The 21,002-nt window shown below is 66.7% G+C and carries 16 protein-coding genes and 1 pseudogene; 8 read left to right on the top strand and 9 right to left on the bottom strand.

Annotated elements, in window-relative coordinates:
* The first annotated feature begins 205 nt into the window (after positions 1-205).
* From RIE32_14605 to atpG, 3 genes are all read left to right on the top strand, one after another.
* The gene (locus RIE32_14605) at positions 206-976 is read left to right on the top strand and encodes a hypothetical protein (GenBank protein MEQ9097482.1); all 771 of its coding nucleotides are present in this window, start codon (positions 206-208) and stop codon (positions 974-976) included.
* 107 nt (positions 977-1,083) lie between these two features.
* Entirely contained in the window at positions 1,084-2,337 is a 1,254-nt protein-coding gene (locus RIE32_14600; GenBank protein MEQ9097481.1) for a redoxin domain-containing protein, read from the top strand.
* 111 nt (positions 2,338-2,448) lie between these two features.
* Positions 2,449-3,330, top strand: a complete 882-nt coding sequence (gene atpG, locus RIE32_14595; protein ID MEQ9097480.1) for an ATP synthase F1 subunit gamma — start codon at positions 2,449-2,451, stop codon at positions 3,328-3,330.
* A gap of 50 nt (positions 3,331-3,380) precedes the next feature.
* Here the strand turns inward: atpG and RIE32_14590 are convergent, their stop codons facing one another.
* The 8 genes from RIE32_14590 to arfB form a co-directional block, all read right to left on the bottom strand.
* The gene (locus tag RIE32_14590; GenBank protein MEQ9097479.1) at positions 3,381-4,160 is read right to left on the bottom strand and encodes an RsmD family RNA methyltransferase; all 780 of its coding nucleotides are present in this window, start codon (positions 4,158-4,160) and stop codon (positions 3,381-3,383) included.
* Positions 4,161-4,198: 38 nt separating this feature from the next.
* Entirely contained in the window at positions 4,199-5,563 is a 1,365-nt protein-coding gene (locus tag RIE32_14585) for a hemolysin family protein (GenBank protein ID MEQ9097478.1), read from the bottom strand.
* Positions 5,560-6,141: an rRNA maturation RNase YbeY gene (gene ybeY, locus RIE32_14580; protein ID MEQ9097477.1), complete on the bottom strand. Its 582-nt coding sequence runs from the start codon at positions 6,139-6,141 to the stop codon at positions 5,560-5,562. Before ybeY ends, RIE32_14585 begins: the two co-directional genes overlap by 4 nt.
* A 60-nt stretch (positions 6,142-6,201) precedes the next feature.
* Complete coding sequence (locus RIE32_14575) at positions 6,202-7,254, bottom strand: hypothetical protein (GenBank protein ID MEQ9097476.1); 1,053 nt, start codon at positions 7,252-7,254, stop codon at positions 6,202-6,204.
* 125 nt (positions 7,255-7,379) lie between these two features.
* Positions 7,380-9,689, bottom strand: coding sequence for an HDOD domain-containing protein (locus tag RIE32_14570; protein MEQ9097475.1), 2,310 nt, complete (start codon positions 9,687-9,689; stop codon positions 7,380-7,382).
* Between the two features lie 23 nt (positions 9,690-9,712).
* On the bottom strand, positions 9,713-10,327 hold the full coding sequence (locus RIE32_14565; protein ID MEQ9097474.1) for a response regulator: 615 nt from the start codon (positions 10,325-10,327) through the stop codon (positions 9,713-9,715).
* Positions 10,328-10,482: 155 nt separating this feature from the next.
* Complete coding sequence (gene tsaB / locus RIE32_14560) at positions 10,483-11,199, bottom strand: tRNA (adenosine(37)-N6)-threonylcarbamoyltransferase complex dimerization subunit type 1 TsaB (GenBank protein MEQ9097473.1); 717 nt, start codon at positions 11,197-11,199, stop codon at positions 10,483-10,485.
* 14 nt (positions 11,200-11,213) lie between these two features.
* Positions 11,214-11,690 carry an alternative ribosome rescue aminoacyl-tRNA hydrolase ArfB gene (arfB, locus tag RIE32_14555; GenBank protein ID MEQ9097472.1) on the bottom strand — a complete coding sequence of 159 codons (477 nt, stop codon included), beginning with the start codon at positions 11,688-11,690 and terminating at the stop codon, positions 11,214-11,216.
* Between the two features lie 106 nt (positions 11,691-11,796).
* Here arfB and RIE32_14550 point away from each other — a divergent pair, with 106 nt between their 5' ends.
* The 3 genes and pseudogenes from RIE32_14550 to RIE32_14540 all read left to right on the top strand — a co-directional run bounded on the left by RIE32_14550 (position 11,797) and on the right by RIE32_14540 (position 16,030).
* Positions 11,797-12,702, top strand: a complete 906-nt coding sequence (locus tag RIE32_14550) for a hypothetical protein (GenBank protein ID MEQ9097471.1) — start codon at positions 11,797-11,799, stop codon at positions 12,700-12,702.
* Positions 12,677-13,255 (top strand): annotated as a pseudogene (locus tag RIE32_14545) (class I tRNA ligase family protein). The gene RIE32_14550 and the pseudogene RIE32_14545 overlap by 26 nt, the downstream one beginning before the upstream one ends.
* Before the next feature lie 156 nt (positions 13,256-13,411).
* Positions 13,412-16,030, top strand: coding sequence for a class I tRNA ligase family protein (locus tag RIE32_14540; GenBank protein ID MEQ9097470.1), 2,619 nt, complete (start codon positions 13,412-13,414; stop codon positions 16,028-16,030).
* Here the strand turns inward: RIE32_14540 and pheT are convergent, their stop codons facing one another.
* The gene (gene pheT / locus RIE32_14535; protein MEQ9097469.1) at positions 16,031-18,139 is read right to left on the bottom strand and encodes a phenylalanine--tRNA ligase subunit beta; all 2,109 of its coding nucleotides are present in this window, start codon (positions 18,137-18,139) and stop codon (positions 16,031-16,033) included.
* A gap of 60 nt (positions 18,140-18,199) precedes the next feature.
* Here pheT and RIE32_14530 point away from each other — a divergent pair, with 60 nt between their 5' ends.
* Positions 18,200-18,766 (top strand): hypothetical protein, encoded by a 567-nt coding sequence (locus RIE32_14530; protein ID MEQ9097468.1) that lies wholly within the window; start codon positions 18,200-18,202, stop codon positions 18,764-18,766.
* A 20-nt stretch (positions 18,767-18,786) separates the two neighbouring features.
* Positions 18,787-20,742, top strand: coding sequence for an Hsp70 family protein (locus RIE32_14525; GenBank protein ID MEQ9097467.1), 1,956 nt, complete (start codon positions 18,787-18,789; stop codon positions 20,740-20,742).
* Positions 20,743-21,002 lie beyond the last annotated feature (260 nt).

Genomic DNA, 21,002 nt, shown 5'->3' with positions numbered 1-21,002 from the left:
GGGGGGGTCCCCCGCGCGCCGCGCCCCCCCCCCGGGGCCCCCGGCCCCGGCCAAACCCCCGTCCGCCGGGGGCGGGGCGACGGTGGGCGCTGGTCGAACGCCCGGTGGCGGGGGCCGGGCCGCGCCCGGCGTGCCGGGCTTGAGTCGGGCGGGCGAATGGCCGATGCCATCAACAAGTGGATCGCAGAAGGTGGAGGACGCAGCCATGTCCAGACGGGCCAAGCGCAAAGACGCCGAGTTCCTGACCCAGTGCCAGGTGCTGGTGAAGCGATGGCAGGAGGCGGCCGACCCCAGCGCCTTCGGCGTCACCGAGGCGGAGGTCGGCCAGTTGCTGGAGAAGGTCCTCAAGGCCGCCGAGGCCCAGGACAAGGCCCGGCGGGCGAGGCTGCTGGCCAGGGCCCGCTTCGTCGGCCAGCGCGAGGCATTCGCCGAGCTGCGTGGGCTGTTCGGGGCGCTCATCGGCAGCGTCGACGTCAAGGCCAAGCGGGTGGGCGCGAAGCACGCCAAGGGGGTGTACAGCGCCGCGGGCATCGATCCGCCCGAGAAGCCCGGGCCCCGGCCCGCGCCGGCGGCGCCCGGCGGCTTCGATTACACGCTCACACGCGGAGGCTCGATCCTCGTGACCTTCACCATCGACGACGCGGCCCGCGGCGGCCTGCTCTACGAGGTGCAGCGCCAGACGATGGACGTGGACGGCCGCGTGAGCCAGTGGCTGCCGATGGACATCGTGGGCGACAAGCGATTCCTGGACGACGGCGTGCCGGCGGGCCTGCAGCAGGTGCTCTACCGCGTCCGCGCGATGCGGGCGACGGGCGTGAAGGGCCCGTGGTCGTATCCGGTGACGGTGCCCTTTGGGACGATGCAGACCCAGGGCGAGCGTGAAGCCGCACGTGGGGACGACACCGACGAGGCCTTGGCGCCGCCCGCGTCGTCTGGGGCGACGCCGCCCACGATTCCAGGGCGCCGGGCCTGCTGAGCTTCGGCACACGCGGCCGAACAAATCGCGTTGGTGCATCGAAGGGCCTGCGGTATACTGCCCCTTGGCAGGGGTGGGCAGCCACGAAGGAGGCCCGGATGGTTCGCATGATGGTGTCGGTTCTCGCATTGTTCGTGTCGGCATCGCTCGTGCTCGCGCAGGATGCCGAACCGCTCAAGGTTGGCGACGCCGCGCCGCCGCTGAGCGTCGAGGCGTGGAGCCAGTTGCCCGATGGCGTCGACGGATATAGCTGGGAATCGCTCCGGGGCACGACGGTTGTCGTCGAGTTCTGGGCGACGTGGTGCGGGCCGTGCATCGCCGCCATCGGGCACATGAACGACCTGGCCGAAGAGTTCCGGGGCGAGGTCGTCTTCATCTCGGTGACCGACGAGCCCGAGGAGAAGACCCTGGCCCTGCGCGAGAAGCGGCCGATGAAGAGCGTGCTGGGCTTCGACACCGACAAGTCGATGCACAAGGCCTACCAGGTGCGCGCCATCCCGAAGACCATCGTGGTCGACAAGGAGGGCAGGATCGCGTCCATCACGCACCCCAACAGGCTGACGAGTGAGAAGCTGCGGGAGTACGTCGGGGGCAAGCACGATGAAGCCGAAGCACACGCCGAGCCGCGCGGCGCCGGCATGATGACCTCGGGCGTGGACCCACTGGACCGCGAATACAACGTGCCCCTGGGCCAGCTCATCTTCCGCGAGTCCGTCGGTACCGGCATGTTCCGCGCAGCCAGGGATCCGACCAACGTCACGAGCATCGACTCGAGCCCGCTCGAACTGATCACCTTCGTATTCGAGGTCCAGCCCTGGCAGGTCACGATGCCAGAGGGCTACGACGACGAAAAGGCCCAGCACTACGACCTGATCGTGCGCCTGCCCGCCCGGACCTTCGGCGACCAGCGCGCGTTCATCCGGAACATGGTGCTCGACGGCATGGACATGACGGCGACGCTGACCGACACGCCCGTGCGCGGCTTCAAGGTCCGCCCCGCCGACGCAGGGCTGAAGATGAACCAGGCCGATCCGGTCGAGCCGGGCGGCTACAGCACCTCGGGCTTTACGTTTACCGGCCAGGCCGCCGACCTGCACAGCTTCGGCTGGTGGTTGCAGGGCGTGCTGGGCGCACCGCTGGACACCGACCTTGACATGAAGGCCCGGTACGCCATCGACTTCGGCGTGCACGCGGCCTTCGACCCCAGCGACCCGGAAGACATGGTGTTGATGCGGGCCAAGCTCGAGAAAGCACTCGGGCTGGTGCTGGAGCCAAAGGAGATCGCCGTGCCGATGCTGACGGTCTCGAAGAAGGCCGGGGCGCAGCGGCCAGGGATCCTAAACGGGATCGAGGAGGAGTAGGGTCGGCCCGCCCAGCCTTGGCCCATCCGGCGTTGGGACGGCTCGTGTTCGGGGTCGCCGGAGCCGGCCGTAGCGGCCCGTATGGCCCCGATCCGCCTATACTCGCCCGCTATGGCCAAGACCCGTGAGATCAAGAAGCGCATCAAGGCGGTCAAGAACATCCAGCGGATCACCCGCACGATGCAGATGATCGCCACCAGCAAGTTCGCCAAGAGCCAGAGCCGGGCCGAGGCGACCAAGCCCTATACCGAGGGCATCTTCGAGCTCGTCCAGGAGCTGGCCGCCACGGCGGGCAACGTCAGCCACCCGCTGATCGAGGGCCCCGAGAGCGGCTTCCGCGACGACGCCCAGCCCCTCACGCTGGTCATCACCAGCGACCGCGGCCTGTGCGGCCCCTACAACGGCTCGGTGCTCCGCACCGCCATCAAGCAGCTGCGCTCCGAGGGCGCCCTGGGCAGCGCCCGCGTCGAGGTCGTGGGCAAGAAGGGCGTGGCCTTCATGAAGTTCAACGGCGTGAACGTGCACCGCCACCACACCCAGTTCGGCGACCGCCCCGAGTTCGAGGACGTCCAGGAACTGGCTCAGCACTACATCGAGCTGTTCGAGGCCGGCCGCATCACGGGCGTCAACCTCGTCTACATGCGATACCAGAGCGTGGCCCGCCAGAGCCCGGCCGTCGTGCAGCTCCTGCCGCTCAAGCCACCGGCGGTCGAGAAGCAGGAAGAGGGCTTCTCGGCCCAGTACGAGTTCAGTCCCGATGCCGAGGGCCTGCTGGCCGAGCTCCTGCCCGAGACGGTCAAGACCACGCTGTTCCAGGCGTTCAACGACGCCGTGGTGAGCGAGAACATCGCCCGAATGGTGGCGATGAAGGCCGCGACCGACAACGCCGGCAAGATGGGCAAGGCCCTGAAGCGCAAGTTCAACCGCGCCCGCCAGGCCCAGATCACCACCGAGCTGAACGAGATCGTGTCGGGCGCCGCGGCGCTGGGCTGATCGTTCGAGCCAGATTGGACCCAACGAGCCCACGTCGCAAGACGTGGGTTTTACTGCGCTCGCTGATACCAATGCACAGCCGTCGTCCCATACTCGTGCGTTTCCGGCCCGACCGCCCCGGCGATCTCAAGCGGCCCGTCGATGAACTTCGGGCCCTCGTCATCCTCCTCGATCACTTCACCCGCCGCGATGGCCTCGAACATCGCCTCGATCTCGTCGACGTCCTGGGTGTCCAGCGAGCCATCGTCGAGGTTCAGTGAGATGACCTCTTCCTTCTCGGGCGTGCGCTTGCCGCGCTTACCGCGGATGGGCTCGGGCTCGGCGGGATCGGCCTCGGGCAGTTGCAGGAACGGCCAGGGCGTGCGCAGCAGCAGGTAGCCGTCGTCGGTGAGCTTCTGCACCAGCTTGCCCGCCTGGGCCAGCACGCGTTGCCAGCTCCTTGGGTCTCGGGCCAGCGGGTAGGGCGGGTCCATCATGACGATCGTCACCGGATTCGGGCACCGCGCGTGCGCCAACGGCCCCAGCGCATCGCCCTCGACGATCTCGGTCATCGCCGTCGCGCCGATCTTGGCGATGTTGGCCCGCAGGATCTCACGGATCTTCCGATCACGCTCGACGAACACCGCCCGCGTCGCGCCGCGGCTGATGGCCTCGAGCCCAAACGAGCCCGTGCCCGCGAACACGTCGAAGACGCTTGGCCCCTCGACCAGGTGCCCCTGGAGCATGTTGAAGATCGACTCGCGCACGCGATCGGGCAGCGGCCTGGTCGTCTTGTCGTCCGGGGGGCCCTTCAGGATCGTCCGCTTGTACTGACCGCCGATGATGCGCATGGCCCAGCAAAGCGCAACGAGCCGCCCGAGTCAAGCGATTACTTCGCGCTGGATCCCTCGGCATCGTCGGAGCTCACCGCGGCGGGCTCGCCGACCAGCTCCAGCCGGACGCGTCGCACGCGGGTCTGCTCGGCGCTGATGACGATCAACCGGACGTCGCCTTCGACCCAGGCGTCGCCGATGTCGGGGATGCGACCAAGCCGCGTCGACACGTAGCCGCCCACGGTGTCGTAATCGTCCTCTTCGGGCAGCACGACGTTCAGCGGCCGCAGGGCGTCGTTGGCGTCGTCGATGTGGGCCTGGGCGTCGATCTCGGCGGTGCGCTTCTCGAGGTCGATCTTGACCTCCGGCTCGTCCTCGGGCGCGTCTTCGTACTCGTCATGGATCTCGCCGAAGACCTCTTCGACGATGTCCTCGATGGTGACCAGGCCGGCCGTTCCGCCGTATTCGTCGGCCACCATGGCGATGTGCACGCGGCTCTGGATCATCTCTCGCAGCAATTCGCGAACGGTCTTCGTCTCTGGGATGAACAGGGCCGTGCGCAGGATGTCCTGGAGGTGGAAGTGCTCGGCGTGGCCGTTGCCCGGTTCGGCGAGCCACTTGAGGAGATCCTTGGCATACAGGAAGCCGGCGATGGTGTCCAGGTTGTCGCGATAGACCGGAATGCGGCTGTGGTGGCTATCGCGGACGTATCGCTTTACTTCGGCCAGGTCGTCGGTGTACTCGAGTGCTTCGATGGCCGTTCGTGGCGTCATGATCTCGTCGACGCTCGTCGAGCGGAACTCGACCACCGCTTCGATCATGTCGCGTTCGGTCTCATCGACCCCGCCAAACCGCTCGGCCTGCTCGACCGCGCTCAGGATTTCGGCCTCGGCCCGATCGTTCTCGTCGCTGTCGGCGCCCGCCAGACGGCGGACTACCTCGTCGAAGAACAGATACAGCCCCGCGAATGGCCGCAGGGGAATCATCAGCCCGCGAATCAAGGGAGCCGAGCACCGCAGCGTCGGTCCCCATGCATGACGGGCGATCGCCGCCGGCAGCGCCATGTTGGTGACCCACAATATCGGCGATGCGATGGCGATGCCAAGCACGAGCGAAAGCCAGCCCACATCGATACCGCCGCCCGCATCGCGATCATTCAACAGCAGCGAGAGGTGCAGCACCACGGCAACCGGGACGAGCAGGCTGAACGCAATGCGTGGTAAGGCGATCGCGCCCGCCGAGACATCGGCCTTGTCCAGGATCGTGCGTATCTGCGCCCGCTTCGCGTCGTCGGCGATGCCACGCAGCCAATCCTCGCCCGCCACGCGGTGCGCGTGCCGCAGCGTCTGGTGTAGCACGGCGAACACGCAACCAATGAACGCCGCAACGACCGCGATCCAGAACCACACCATGGCGCTCATGACGGGCGCCCCCCGGTCGCAGGCCTGAATGTCGCGCCAACGCCGATCGCCTCAAGGAGTTCGTCCTCAAGCGCGTGCATGCGCTGATACGACGACTCATCGTGGTCGTCGTGTCCCAGGCAATGCAACATGCCGTGCACGATGTACAGCAGCAATTCTCGCTCGACGGCATGGCCACGCTCGCGAGCATTGCGGGCCGCCTCATCCAGGCAGACCAGAAGATCGGCATCGACGGGCGCGCCGCGTTCGGCGGCGCCCTCGGCCAGGTCGAACGTCATCACGTCGGTCGTGGTGGGGTCGCCCATGTGCCGTTCGTGGGCCCGGGCCATCTCGTCATCGTCCACCACCCGGATGCGGAGTTCGCCCTCCACGCCAAGGCGGTTGGCCACCAGCACGACGTGCTCGGTGAGCCACGTTCGCGACGAGTGGCCCAACTTTGCGTCGGTCAGCGAACTGGTGCACAGATCAACAATGAGACGGCCGACCTCGCCCGAGCGTTCGGGGGGCTCTTCAGCGCTACTCGCCGGCTCGGGGTCGTCGGCTGCCGCAGGCGTTTCGTGATCGAGATGGACGAGCATGTCCGGGGCGGTCCTCCAGCCACAAGTTTACCGCCATGCAAGGCCCGGCGAAGCGATTCGCTACGCCGCCATCGGGGGCTCATCGCTGTGCCCCTCGTTTTCTTCCCATTGGTCCATGGGAAGGTGGCGGTGATGCACTCGAATGATCCGAGCGAGCTGCTGGGCCAGGATATCCCCAACAACCGACAATCGCTTGATCGTTCGAGGATCGAACGGATCCCGATCATCTCGGAACAGGGCCACGGCCGCGAGCAGTTCGCCGTCATGCTCGGCCGCAAAGGTCACGGCCTCGCAGCCGGTCAGCCACGCGGCGTGCTCGCCCATCAGTTCGTCCAACGCGTCTTCGCCACGATGCAATCGCATGGCTGGCTCGGCCTCGATTGCCGGGGCAACCGACGCGGCGACGTGGTCCAGCAGCATGTCAACGCAATCCTTCGGGCAGTCGTAGTTCACGTACGCCCCGAGCGTGAAGTCCTCGCCAGCGGTGGGAAGGAATACGGCCGCGTTGGTTGGTCCGATCTTGTGCAGGACGTACTCCAACGTCGTCCGCAGCAGGCTCTCGACGTCGAGTTCCAGCCGGGCCAGCACGCCAAACTCGGCGCGAACGGTGATCAGGTCCGAGTCGCTGGATTCGTCGTTCATCGCCGGAGTCAGGGCCAGTGGGTTGGATTCACGCCGGTCGGCGACCATCGTGGCCTGTTGCGCCATCGCCGAGATGCGCGAAGCCAGTTGCCGCCTGGGGACGTCCAGCACGAGGAGATCGACCATGCCAAGCCGCATGGCTTCGGCGGCATCGTCGAGCGATGGCGAGAAGGCTGCCAGCGCCATGCGGAACTGGCCCTGGAACTCTTGGACCATCGCACGCCAGCGAACGCCATCATCGTCTGCGGCTACGAGCACCAGATCGGGTCGCTGGGCGAACAGGTCGTCGGCTTCATCAAACGTCAGGACGGCGGGCATCGCGTCGGTCGCGGCCTTGGTCTGGGCAGCCAGCAGTCGGGCGACGTCACGCTGCTCGGCGACGATGGCCACCCGGCAAGAGCGGGGTGCTGCGCCGGCGCTAGAAGCCGCGCGAAAGGGGTTGTTGAAGGGGTTGGGAGCGGCGTTGGCCATGTGACGGACTCTCCGTGCAATCTCGGGTCGCGGCAGAGCCCCTCCGATGGGCTCTGCCTGTCATTCCGAGACATGGATCGACGCCTTGGAGGTCCGGATCCAGTCGAAATTACCGGCTCGGTCGTTCAGCCAATCGTTTCGGGGTGCTGATGGAAGGCTAAGTGTCTGTCCTGTATCGTCTTAGAGAGCATCGGATTCGGGACAGAAAACGTCGCCACAGCCCCGGAATCTCGGCCATTGCTGACCGTCAGCGTGCCTCCGAGCAGTTCGGCCAGCCGCCTGGCGCGGGCCAGGCCCAGCCCTGGCTGGCGACCAGCGGGCTTCTCGGAGAAGAAAGGGTCGAACGCGTGCCGAAGGGCCCGCTCGCTTAGACCCGGACCCGCATCGGTGACCTCGAACACCAGGCAGTCATCCAGTGGATCGATCCGGACCGCCATCGTCGTCGGTGTGCCCGTCTCTACCGCGTTTGCAACCAGTTCGGTCAGGACGCGCTCGACCAGATTCGGATCGAGCGTGGCTTTCTGCGGCCCGCCCCCGGTCTCGATGGACAACTCGACGCCCATGCCCATCCGGTCGCGAATGGTCCGCGCGACGGACTGGAGCAGTGATCGGACATCGACGCTCTCAGGGACCGGCTTGGGCGGCTCTGCGAAAATGTGCAGTGCGCTGATCAACTCCGACAAGAGGTGCGAAGACTCGACGATGGCGCCGGCAGCACTGCGGACCGATTCGTTGTCGGCCGCCTCGAGCAGCAGTTGTGCTCGGCCACTGATGACCGTCAGGGGGTTGTTCATCTCGTGGGCGGCGCCGGCGGCCATCTCTCCGAGTTTGGCCATCGCTTGCGCCTCAGTCAGTCGATCCTGTGCCGCGCTGAGGGCGCGATTGGCGTCGGCAAGCCGTTCCCCCAGTCGTCGAGCCGATTCCTGCCGAGCGGCGGACGCCAATGCGGATGTCCACGCTTCGATGAGGGCGCGTTGCTGATCCGTTGCCGCCCGGCCGTCGTGCAGGAGGGCCACAGCCGGCGCATCGGCGATGCGTCCGGGCGTTAGCGGCAGGACGCGGATGGCCTCTGCGTCCCCCAGACGGCCCACCACGGTCCGGCCGAGCCAGGCCTCCAGGGGTGTCAGGGTCAGCGGCGCATCGAGCGTGCGGGAGATCTCGGTCAGGGCCTGATAGACGCGATCGATACCGGACGGCTCGGTCAGGGCCGCCGCACGGGTGGATTCGCCGGCCATTGATAGCCAGCTCAGTTGCCATGGATCCGCCGGACTGCGCTTCATGAGCAGCGCCATGCGGGCCGTGCTGAGCGCGCCTGATGCCGATCGGGCGACGGCGCCGATCGTGCTTGTCAGTCCCTTGCCGCCGGGCCGGTCCGCAAGGAACTTCGAGATCGCCCGGAGCGAGCAGTCACACTTGGTGGCCAACTCGGCCTGCTTTTCCAGTCTTGAATGCGCGCGTCCCAGCCACGCGTTTGCTTGGGCGATCGAATCAAGCAGCAACTTCGGGCTGTGCGGACTGTCGAGCCCGAGATCCGCACATCGGTTGACGACCGCTTCGTGCAGGACCGCGCCGATCTTTTCGAGAGCTTTCTGCTCTAAACCAAAGTCGTTCGCGATCGAGGCAATATCGGGAAACGCATCGAATTCGCCGCTCCAGCCAACGTGCAGAGCCCGCGCCAGTTGATGAGCGGCGCCGACCACCTCGACGATCGCGCGGTTCCGAAGCTCGCCCAGCGCCTCTGGTGACTGGCCGTACAGCCACATCGCATCCTGGATCGCCAGCGGCAGTTCCCAGTGCTCGGCCAGCCTCTTGCCAGCGGTGTGGTGATTGATGCCAATGACGCGATTCGCGGCGTCGGATGCCGAGAGCCCCCGTTCCTCGGCCAGCCTCATGATCTTGCCATACGTCCGCGGAAGCACCAGATCGAGAGCGAGCTTGCCAAGATCATGCAGCAAGCCAGCGACGAAGGCCTCATCCGGAGAAACGCCCAGCCGTGGGTGTGCCCGGGCGATTTGATCGGCCGCGCTCGCAGACGCGACGCAATGCCGCCAGAACGCGTCGTGCTGGAAGGCTTCGGCCTCGGGCCGATCCTCGAGTTGGCCGGCGTGTTGACCGAGCGTGTCGTACACGGCCACGCTGAGGATCGCGGCGCGAACGGCCTCGAACCCCAGCATGACGACGGCACGCTCGACCGTTGTCACGCGATCCCCGAGCCCCAATTCGGCCCGTTGGCACATGGAAAGTACACGCCCGGTGAGGGAGGGATCGCTCTGGATAACACGGACAACGGCCGTCAGGTCGGCGTCGGCCGCGCTGCCGAGGCTCAAGACGCGTTGGGCAATCGGAGAGAGCGTGGGCAGTTGGTCGATCTGCTGAAGCACCAGATCGATCTGTTGAGTTCGTTCCTGCTGGTGCGGACGTTCGGGGTTGGTCATCGGTCGCCTCGCCGGAGTTGCATTCACGACCGTGCGCGGCTGAGATCGAGCAGACGCGTGATCTCATCAAGCAAGGAAGAGACCGTGAATGGCTTCTTCAGGAACGCGCTGCCGCCCGCCCGCAACAACCGATCGATGCGATCCTTCTCGATAACGCCGGAGACGAACAGGATCTTGGTGTTCTGCGTGTCCGTGTTCTCACGAATGCGCTCGCAAACCACGTCGCCGTTGATGTCGGGCAGCATGTAGTCGAGCACGATGAGGTGCGGCCGGAACCGTTCGGTCAGCAACCCTGCGTCATACCCATTCGAAGCAGTCTCTATTTCGAAGCGGGTGTCGCGACGCAGCATCTCGTGCAACAGATCGACGATCTGCGGATCGTCGTCCACGATCAATACCCGACGGCGGGAGCCTTCTAACGCATCGGTCGGAATGTCGTTCTCGCGCATGAAGCGCAGCAGTTCATCCCTCGGAATGCGACGGAACTTCGATCCAGGCACGCGAAAGCCATGAAGCCGCCCGTTGTCAAAGCACCGGATGATGGTCTGCTGGTTGACGCGACAAACCGACGCGGCCTCTCCGGTCGTGAAGACTTTCTTATCGGTCCAGTCAGGCTGTTGTTGATCTTGAGAGGCCACGTTGTTTCTCCCGTCCGCACACATCACCGGACGAGTTGGCTATCGACGCACACTTTGCCCAACTTCACACGTTCGCGGCCCGCTGGGCGGCGCATCCAGCAAATCCGGCCCAACGTGCCCGTAGACGCTGTCCGAAAACCGTGGAATGCGCCTTATCAGGCGTCGCCGGGTGCCGAGCCATAGCGGCGACGCCACTGCGTCACCGCGTCGGGCTCGCGCGGGTAGATCGGGCGGAGTGCCTCGATCGACACGATCTCGGCAACCTCTCGGCATGCCAGAAGCCCTTCCGACGTCAGGCGCATCGGGATGCACTCGACACCACGAGAAGACGCGATTTCGAGCATCCCCTGGGGCAAGTGGCCTTCGAACACCAGCCGGTCGCCCGGTAACAACAGAGTGTCGAAAGCCGCCGGCCCGACGGATTCGCCCCGACTGAGGAACGTCCCACGAGCAAGATCGAACTTTGCAACATAGGCGTCATTGTGTTTGGAAGCCATCGCGACCACGACCGAGCCGCCAACATTATGATCTTGAAACACGGTCTCAATCGCGACGCGGGCTGTCTCCGCCGCGCGCACGCGGGCACCGGTGGCCTCGGCAAGAACGGCCGCAGTCACGCAAGCGAGTCGGGTTGCCGTGAAGCCACCAGGCCCGATCGACACCAGCACCTCGTCAAGCTCGCGGGGCTCGATGCCTGCCTCATCGAAGAGTGTCGCGATGGATGGCAGCAGAACATCGTCGTGACGCCCGGTGGAGGCCAGGCCACGTGTGGCCAGTACTTCCGGCGGCTGCTCGTCCGCAGGCACTCGGGCCAACAGCACGCCCGGGGTTGGCACGTTGGGATTCGTTGCTTCGATTGCCAGGGTCAGCACGCTGCGAGGGTAGATCAGCCTTCGCGACCCGGCCCCTCACGCCGCCGCTTTCGTTCGGCGTTTTCCCGCTTGGCCTTCAGACGTCGCTCGTTCGAGCCCCTGGTCCGGCGGGTGGCGATCCGGCGTTTGGGTTCCGCCATCGCTTCGCGGCACAGGTCCTTGAGGCGTTCAAGGCACTCTTCCTGGTTGCGCCGGGCAGACCGGGTTCGCTCACAGATCAGAATCAGAGTGCCGTCGGCCGTCATGCGATCGCCGGCAAGGTCGCGTAGTCGCTTTCGTGCCCGCACCGGCATGCGGATGTCCAGAATGCCGACCCGAAGCTCCGCCCGCGTGTGCCGGCGATTGACGTTCTGCCCGCCCGGGCCCGAGGCAGGGCTCTGGCGAAATCGCAGGGCCGATGGGGGTACGGTGGCGCCTGGCGCCAGGACGATAGCTTCGCCGGCTTCTGCCGGCTCATCGGGAACTGGTTGGGGGTCCGAAGGTGTCGACATGGGATGAACTTCAGCCGGCGGGCGACGCCGTGCCATGGTACCCTGCGGCCCGGGCACCCCGGACCGCAAACCCTGTTCGACACCCACGCGACGCCAAGGAGCCGGCGTGAACTGGCACTCTCGAGCCAACCTGACCATCCTCGTGACGCTGGGCCTGGCCTCTGCCGGGCTGGCCCATCGAGCCGAATCGTTGCGATTCATCCATCAGGAGGATGCCACCTCACGCGTGGCACATCAAGGGGCGCCCCCCGCGGGCACGCCCGTGGACTGGCACGTCCAGGTCGAGCCGATGGCGCGATTCACCGCTCCGGCCGGTGAGATCCGGCTGCCCGGAGGCTCGATGCGCGGCTCACTCGTCGAACTTGAAGACCTCAATCTCGATGCCCCGCGTTTGATGCCGGGATTCGATTTGAGCCTGCGCCGGGGCGATTGGCGAATCAACGCCATTGGCCTCTTCTACGACATTGACGGCCAGATCGCAACGGCCGAGGAAGACCTTGTTCTGGGGACGGTCGCGGTCGCCAGCGGCCAGCGGACGAGCATCGGGCACACGTACGCCCAGATCGATGTCCGGCTGGCCCACACGATTCTCGATCGACCGATCAGCCCTCGCACGGACGCGAAGGGGCACAAGGTCCGGTTTCGCCTCGACGCCGAGGCCGGGCTGCGGCTGTACGATTTCGAATTCGAGATCGAGAACCTGGATACGGGTGATCGGTACACGGATGATCGCACCTTCTTCGAGCCTCATGCCGGTTTCAAGGGCGCCTTCAGCATCTTCGAAGACGTCACGATCGACCTGTACACGAACTTCGGGCTGTGGCCGGTCGACGCCAAGACTTTCAGCTGGGATATCGGCGTGGGGTTCCAGTGGCGACCGGTGGACTACTTCGGCGCACAGATCGGCTACCGGAGCACCATCTTCCTCCTCAACGAGGGCAGCGGCGTGAACGAATTCGAGTGGAACGGCTCCTACCAGGGCCTGTATGCCGGGCTCCAGTTCCGGTTCTGATCGGCCCCGCCGGGCGAGCCGGCTCCCTACGATGCCGGCCCGAACGAGGGCCACCATGACCGAGACCGCTCCAACGAGTTCGACCACCCCAGCGCACCGCTACAACGCCGCGCTGGCCAATGACATCGAGCCCAAGTGGCAAGCACGCTGGCTCGATGCGGGCGTGCACCACCGTCCGAATCCGGGCCAGCCGGGCTTCGATGCCTCGAAGCCCAAGTTCTACGTGCTCGACATGTTTCCCTATCCCTCGGGCGCGGGCCTGCACGTGGGCCACCCCGAGGGCTACACCGCTACCGACATCCTGGGACGGTACAAGAAGATGGCCGGCCACAACGTGCTGCACGTCATGGGCTGGGACGCCTTCGGCCTGCCCGCCGAGCAGCACGCCATCAACACGGGTGAGCACCCGGCAAGCTTCACCCGCGGCACGATCGACACCTTCCGCCGCCAACTCCAGCGCTTCGGCTTTGCCTACGACTGGTCGCGCGAAGTCGCGACCATCGACGAAGATTTCTACCGCTGGACGCAATGGATCTTCCTGAAGCTCTACGACTCGTGGTTCGACCCATGGCAGGAGAAGGCCCGGCCCATTGCCGAACTCCGCAGCGAGCTCGAAAGCGGCGACCTGCGCATCGGCGGTGACGGTTCGCTCGTCCACGTCGGACGCACCAGCAAGACGCTCACGGCCCTGGGCGGCGAGCCCGGCGTCGTGCGTCGTTGGCACGAGCTTGATAAGACCGAACGGCGAGCTGTCATCGACGACCAGCGCCTGGCCTACGTCGGCGAGCAGACCGTCAACTGGTGTCCCAAGCTGGGCACCGTGCTGGCCAACGAAGAGGTCATCGACGGCAAGAGCGAGCGCGGCAGCCACCCGGTGTATCGCAAGCCCCTCAAGCAATGGATGCTCCGCATCACCGCCTACGCCGAGCGCCTCCTGGAAGGGCTGGATGATCTCGACTGGCCCGAAGACACTCGAAGCAAGCAGCGTCACTGGATCGGCAAGAGCGAGGGCGCCGAGGTCGACTTCGCCCTGGACATCGACACCAGCGACCCCGACATCGACGCCGACCTGCCGCCCGCCCTGCGCGTCTTCACCACGCGGCCCGACACCATCTTCGGCGCCACATTCATGGTCATCGCCCCCGAGCACCCGGTGGTCGATGCCGTGCTGCGTACGCCCCGGGCAGAGACACCGACAGACGAGCTGCGCACCTACGTCCAGAAGGCCCGCAACACCTCGGACGTTGACCGCCAAACCGCCAAGGAGAAAACCGGCGTCTTCACCGGCCTGCATGCCATCAACCCGCTGACCAAACAGCGCGTGCCCGTGTACGTGGCCGACTACGTGCTCATGGGCTACGGCTACGGCGCCATCATGGCCGTGCCCGCCCACGACGACCGCGACTTCGAGTTCGCCGAGAAGTTCGGCCTGCCCATCCGCGACGTGGTCTACCCGCTGGCGATCTCGGCCATGGCGTACTACGCCGCCAACGCCGCCCCGGGCGAGACCGACGACGAGGACTGGCAGACGACCCTGGCCGACATGCTGGGCTACGTCACCAGCAACGACGTGCCTCCCAAGGAGTTCGACCACGCCCTGACCCACGTGCGCATGAACCGGCGGGGCGAGCGTCCCGTGCCCGAAGAGCGTAAGGAACTCGTCGACGCCAGCCCGGCAGACCTGGCCGACACCGAACGCTGGCGCGGGGCCGTTCGCGGCCAGTGGATCGACACCATCGACAGCCTCTTTAACGGCGACTTCGCGAAACTCCGTGACGTCTTCGCCAGCGGCACGTATTACGCCAGCCAGGGCCAGTCCTACGACGGCAACGGCTACGCCGCCAACTCGACGGCCACCGCTGAGGGTTCGACCGTCTCGCTCGATGGCATGCCGACGGGCAAGGCCAAGGCGACCATCACCGACTGGCTCGACGAAACCGGCATCGGCCGCCGCCGCACGAACTTCAAGCTGCGCGACTGGCTGTTCAGCCGCCAGCGTTATTGGGGCGAGCCCTTCCCCATCGTCTTCACCGAAGAGGGCGACCACTATCCCATCGACGCCGACGCCCTGCCCGTGAAGCTGCCCGACATCGCCGACTACGAGCCCGCCGAGAGCGAAGACCCCCAGCCGTTGCTGGCCAAGGCGAGCGACTGGGTCCGCACGACCGCGGGCGCGGCCGGCTGCTCGGCACTCGACCCCGACACCGTGGTCTACCGCGAAACCAATACCATGCCCGGCTGGGCCGGAAGCTGCTGGTATTATCTGCGATACGCCGACCCGCACAACGACGACGCGCTGGTATCCAGGGAAGCCCAGGCCTACTGGCTGGGCGATCGCGGCGTCGATCTCTACATTGGCGGCTCAGAGCACGCCGTGCTGCACCTGCTCTACGCCCGCTTCTGGCACATGGTGCTGCACGACCTGGGCTACGTCGATTCGCCCGAGCCCTTCCGCAAGCTGTTCCACCAGGGCCTGATCACGAGCTTTGCGTACCAGCGCAAGGACAAGACGCTGGTGCCGACCGACCAGGTGGACAACGTCGGCACCGACGACGCGCCGGAATACGTCGAGCGCGCCACGGGCGAGAAGGTCACCCAGACCATCGCCAAGATGTCCAAGAGCCTGAAGAACGTCGTCAACCCCGATGACGTGATCGCCGACTTCGGGGCCGACACCTTCCGCCTCTACGAGATGTACATGGGCCCGCTGGAAGCCAGCAAGCCCTGGAATACCCGCGACATCATGGGCCTGCACCGATTCCTGCAGCGCCTCTGGCGGCTGATCATCGACGAAGAGTCCGGCGAGCCCCGCCTGGCCGACGCCGAGAACGCGGATGTCGATAAGCAACTCCACCGCACGATTGCCAAGGTCGAGGGCGACATCGAACGCCTGAGCTTCAACACCGCCATCGCCGCGATGATCGAGCTGGTGAATCTGGCCACGACCAAGGCCGGCAGCGGACCAATCTTTACCCAGCAGCAGGCACGCCGCGTGACCGCCACGCTTGCGCCCTTTGCGCCCCACACCGCCGACGAATTACACGAGCGCCTCGGCGGCGTCGACCATGCCGGCCAGCAGGTGCAGACGCTCTACAACAGCGCCTGGCCCAAGTACGACGAGAGCAAGCTCGTCGACGACGAGGTCGAGATCGCCGTGCAGATATTGGGCAAGGTCAAGGCCCGCATCATGGTTCCCGCCGACGCCGACGCGAAGAAGCTCGAGGCGATCGCGCTCGACCACCAAGAGATCAAACCGTTGCTGGAAGGCAAGACCGTCCGAAAGGTCATCGCCGTCCCGGGCCGGCTTGTCAACATCGTTGCGAATTGACTAAGCGCGAACTTCCGCGCCGACCGCGTCCCGAAGCGCCGAAATCGTCCGCTCCATTTGCGGGTCGACCTCCTCGTGCCGCAAGGTCCGCTCAGCATCGCGGAACCCAAGCCGCAGCGTCACGCTCTTCCTTCCCTCGCCCACCTGCTTGCCGGTATAGGTGCCCACGAACGCGATGCCCTGCAGGCGATCGAGATCGAGCCCCTCAACGGTCGATTCGATCGCTGCCCACGCCGTCCCGCTTGGGACCACCACCGAGAGATCCCGCTCGATCCCCGGAAACGCCGGCAACGCGCTCACCCGCGGCGTAGGCGGGTACGCCTTGAGCAACGGCTCGAGTTCAAGCTCCGCCACGATCACCGGCCGCTGCAGGTCGAACAGATCCAGCGTCTCTTTTGTCGGCAGGCCGAAGTACCCCAGCTCGACGCGTCGGTCGTCAGCCTCGACGAACACCCGCCCCGCGTTGGCCGCGTCCAGCGCCGCGGGCAGGTCACCGCCCGTTTTGGCCCGCACCCTCGCTGCATGCCCGTAGCACAGGGCGACCATCGACTCGACCGCCGCCTTGGCCACCCGCACGCCGTGCTGCACGTCCTCGGCCTTGGCCTTGGGTCCTTCGCCTCCGGCATCGACGACCATGGCGATCTTGCGAGACTCTTCGTTGGTCCCTTCACGCATCGACCAAAACGTCGCCGACACCTCGAACAAGCGCACGCCTCCGTCCTGGTGTACCTGGGCGTCGCGGTTCAGCCGCCGGCAGGTCAACAGGCTCGGCAGCACGCTGGGCCGCAGCGTGGGCTCGGCCCCGCGGCGGTCGTCGTCCACGTTCACCAGCGATGCACCCGTAGGCAGGAAGGGCGTCGCCTTCTCCGGGCTCGTGAAGCTGAAGGTGACAGTCTCATAGAACCCAAGGGCCGTCAACGTCTGCGCGATGCCCTCCATCGCGCGCTCCTCGGGCTGGGGCGGCTGGGCCTTGATCGCCAGCCGCCGGGCCAGCGGCACAGCGTCGAAACCCCGCAGCCGGGCGATCTCCTCGATAAGATCGACCTCGCGCGTCAGGTCGTGGGCCCGGCTCGGCGGTGGGGTGCACGCCAGGGCATCGTCCTGCACCCGAACCTGCACGTCCACTGAACGCAAGAGCCGCACCATTTCGTCGGCCGGCGTCTCGATGCCAAGCACCGCCGAGCATCGCTGGGGCCGCAGCGTGATGGCCTTGCCCTCGGGCAACGGCGCCCCCTCGACGAGCGCCCCCTCGCACAGCGTACCGCCGGTCAACTCCGCGACCAGCCGCGCCGCCATCTCCGCCGCGGGCAGGCACGTCCGGGGATCGACGACGCGCTCGAACCGGTGGCTCGCGTCTGTCCGCACCGCGTGCCGCCGGCTGGCCTGGCGAACCCGCTCGGGGTCCCAAGTAGCCACCTCCAGCACGATGTTCGTCGTTCCCTCGCTCACCTGCGAGTCGGCACCGCCGATGACCCCCGCCAGCGACGTCGCCTTGCTCGCGTCGGCGACCACGATCTCTCCGGCGTTGAGCTTCCGCGACACGCCATCCAGCGTCGCCAGCGCTTCGCCCTCGACTGCCTCACGGATGATGAGCTTTTTACCCTCCAGCGTGTCGAGATCGAACACGTGGCTTGGATTGCCATGCTCCAGATTCAGCCAGTTCGTCACGTCCACGGCGTTGTTGATCGACCGCTGTCCCACGCTCTCGAGCAACTCACGTAGCCAGGCCGGGCTCGGGCCGATCTTCGCGCCCAGGATGACGTGGGCCGTGAAGGTTGGGCACGCCGGCCGATCGCCGCCCGAGCACCGGTTCTCCAGCGTCAGGTGATCGCCCACCGCCGGCCCACGCGCGACCTCGCCGATCTCCCGCGGCGTCACCGCCCGCCCGGTCATGGCCGCGATCTCGCGCGCCAGGCCCAGGTGGCACAGGCAGTCCCCTCGGTTGCTGGTCACCTCGACGTCCAGCAACGCGTCGGAACCCTTCGGCTCGACGCCATCCAGCGGGAAGCCCGCTGCCGTCAGCGCGGCGTCGACCTCCTCGACGGTCAGCGGCGAACTTGCACCCTCGCCCCCCAGCAGGGAGGCGAGCCATCTCAGGCTTGCGTCCATAGGGGCCAAGGGTAGGGCCCACCCGGTACCCCGATGCGAGCCAGCGTCGTAGGCTTCGCAATGTACACTCGGTCCTTCACGCTGGTCGTCTTGGTCCTGTCGGCGTTGGCCGTCCCTGCGTGCCGCTCACGGCCGCCAGAGCCCCAGCCCGATCCGGTCGCCCTTCGGGCGCCCGCCGGCCTGAGTGTGCGGGCCGAGGTCTACGTCGTGGACACGATCGCCGCCGAGCGATTCGCTCCGGGCGTCTACCTGATCGAGCCGGATGGCACCCTCCGGGTTGCCGATCGCCAGCCACGCACCGTCGACCAGCCGATGCCGCCCGAGACCGTGTACCCACCCATCCTGCGGCGCCTCAGCCCCTCCGAGATCGATCGCCTGTGGCGTCTGATCGGCCCGGGCACGCTGGCCGATCCGGACAATCCCGAGCGCATCTCACCCTCGGCCGACTGGTCGCCGCCTCGCGGCCGAAGCATGGCTCTGATCGACATCGAGGATGACCGCGGCCGCCGACGATTCGCGGTCTCGTTGACCGGGGCCACGCCGGCCGCCATCGATGGCCGGGCGCTCGTCGAACGAATCCAGGCACTGGCATGGCGAACTCCCCCGCCCCGGATCGATGGTCGGTGATCTCCCGCTAGCCTTGAGGAATGCCTCCCCGAGATTCTCATGACGACGGGCCCATCATCGGCATCGACCTGGGCACCACGAATTCCCTGGCGGCCTATGCCGACGATCGCGGCCCCCGCATCCTCGACGACAATGCCGCCGGCTCTGGCATCGTCCCCAGCGTCGTTCGCTACGAGCCACGGCCCGACGGCTCCCTGGACGCCATCGTGGGGCTCGACGCCCGTGAACGGGCCGTGGAATTCCCCCTCACCACGATCGCCAGCGTCAAGCGGCTGATGGGCCGCAGCCTCACCGACGCGGCGGGCGATATTCCCTATCTGCCTTACCAAGTGCTCCAGGGCCCCAGAGACATGGCGGCCGTGGCCATCCCCAAGACCGATGGGTCGACCGCCATCCTCACGCCCCAGGAGGTATCTGCCGAGATCCTTCGCACGATGAAGCGCAAGGCCGAGCGAGCCTTGGGCGAGTCCGTCCGCAGAGCCGTCGTCACCGTGCCTGCCTACTTCGACGATGGGCAGCGACAGGCCACCCGAGACGCCGGCAGGCTCGCAGGGCTCGACGTCGTTCGCATCGTCAGTGAGCCGACTGCGGCAGCGCTCGCGTACGGCTTGGGCTCCGCCCAGCGGTCGAACGTGGAGCCCGCGACCGTCGCGGTCTTCGATCTCGGCGGGGGCACGTTCGACATCTCCATCCTCCGCATCACGCCGGGCCCAAGCAGCGACTCTCCGGCGATCTTCCAGGTGCTGGCAACCGATGGCGACACCCGGCTTGGTGGCGACGACGCCGATCATGCGCTGGTCGGCCTGTTCCTGACCGAGGCGAACGAGCGATTCGATCTGGGCTTGCCCGATCGGCTTGCCGACGCCCTCGGCGCATTGCCGCCCCAGACGCGTCGAGCGTTGCTTACCTTCGCTCAGGGCGTCAAGCACCGCTTGAGCGAAGACACGGCCGCGACCATCTCCATCGATCTGGGCGAGGGCCGAACCTACGAACGCACCATCACGCGAGAAGAGTTCGAGTCATTGATCAAGCCTTGGCTGGATCGCTCGATCGCCGCCTGCAAGCGGGCCAGGCGTGCCGCGGCCAATCAGCCGGGAGGAGAGACCATTGATGCGGTCGTACTGGTTGGCGGATCCACGCGAATCCCAGCCGTGCGCCGCGCCGTTGCCCAGTTCTTCGGGCTCGAGCCGTATACCGCTCTCGATCCCGATCGCGTCGTTGCATTGGGCGCAGCCGTGCAGGCGTCCACCCTCGCAGGGTTGAGCCGCAACAGCCTCCTTCTCGACGCGATCCCCCTGAGCCTGGGCATCGAGACGGTGGGGGGCGCCGTGGCCAAGCTCATCGTCGCCGGCGCCACCGTCCCCGCGCGCGCCAAGGAGACCTTCTCCACCAGCGTGGACAACCAGACCGCCATCGAGCTCAAGGTCCTCCAGGGCGAACGCGAGATGGCCGAGGACTGCCGCGAGTTGGGAATGTTCAAGCTCCGAGGCATTCCGCCCATGCCGGCGGGGGTGCCCCAACTCGAAGTCGAATTCCTCGTCGACGCGAACGGCGTGCTCAACGTCTCGGCGATCGAGAAGCGATCGGGGCAGACGGCGACGCTCCAGGTCATTCCGAACCATGGATTGACGCGCGAAGAGGTCGACACGATCGAGGCCCAGGCCATCGAGCACGCCCGGGACGACATGACCCGGCACCGCATCGTGGACTTGGTCGCGCATGCCTCGCTTGACATCAAGTGGATCTCCGAAGCCCTGGACCGTGTCGGCAACGAACTGTCCGACGACCTGCAAGGCCGCATCGAGGCTTCGGTCCAGACCGTCCGCGAGATGGCCGCGAAGGCGCAGGAAGACTGGCGGGCGGTCGATCCCGAGGCCTTCGCTCGGGCCAAGCAGGCGATGGACGAGGCCAGCATCCCGCTCCATGAAGCCGCGATATCGGCGTCCCTCAAGGGCATGTCAGGCCGTACGACCTGAACCCAGCCGATTCGCCCGATGACGGAGGATCCCGGGCCCGGCATCCCTGTGGGCGAGTCGTTTTGTCGGATCCGGCCCGGGCTGCCTTCAAACCGGGCAGGATCTGACACCCAGGACACCGACCTTGCGCAATAAGCCGGCGCTGTCGCGCCTGAGGCTTGCGGCGTGGCCAGACCGAACTAGACTCTCGTGCGGGCCGTTGCACGCAACGCCGGGGCTGTCGCTTCGGTGGCTCGATGACCGATCAGGGGAACGAACGG

It is taken from the genome of Phycisphaerales bacterium, assembly GCA_040221175.1.
GTDB lineage: Bacteria > Planctomycetota > Phycisphaerae > Phycisphaerales > UBA1924 > JAHCJI01.
This window is presented reverse-complemented; position numbering and strand designations above follow the sequence as displayed.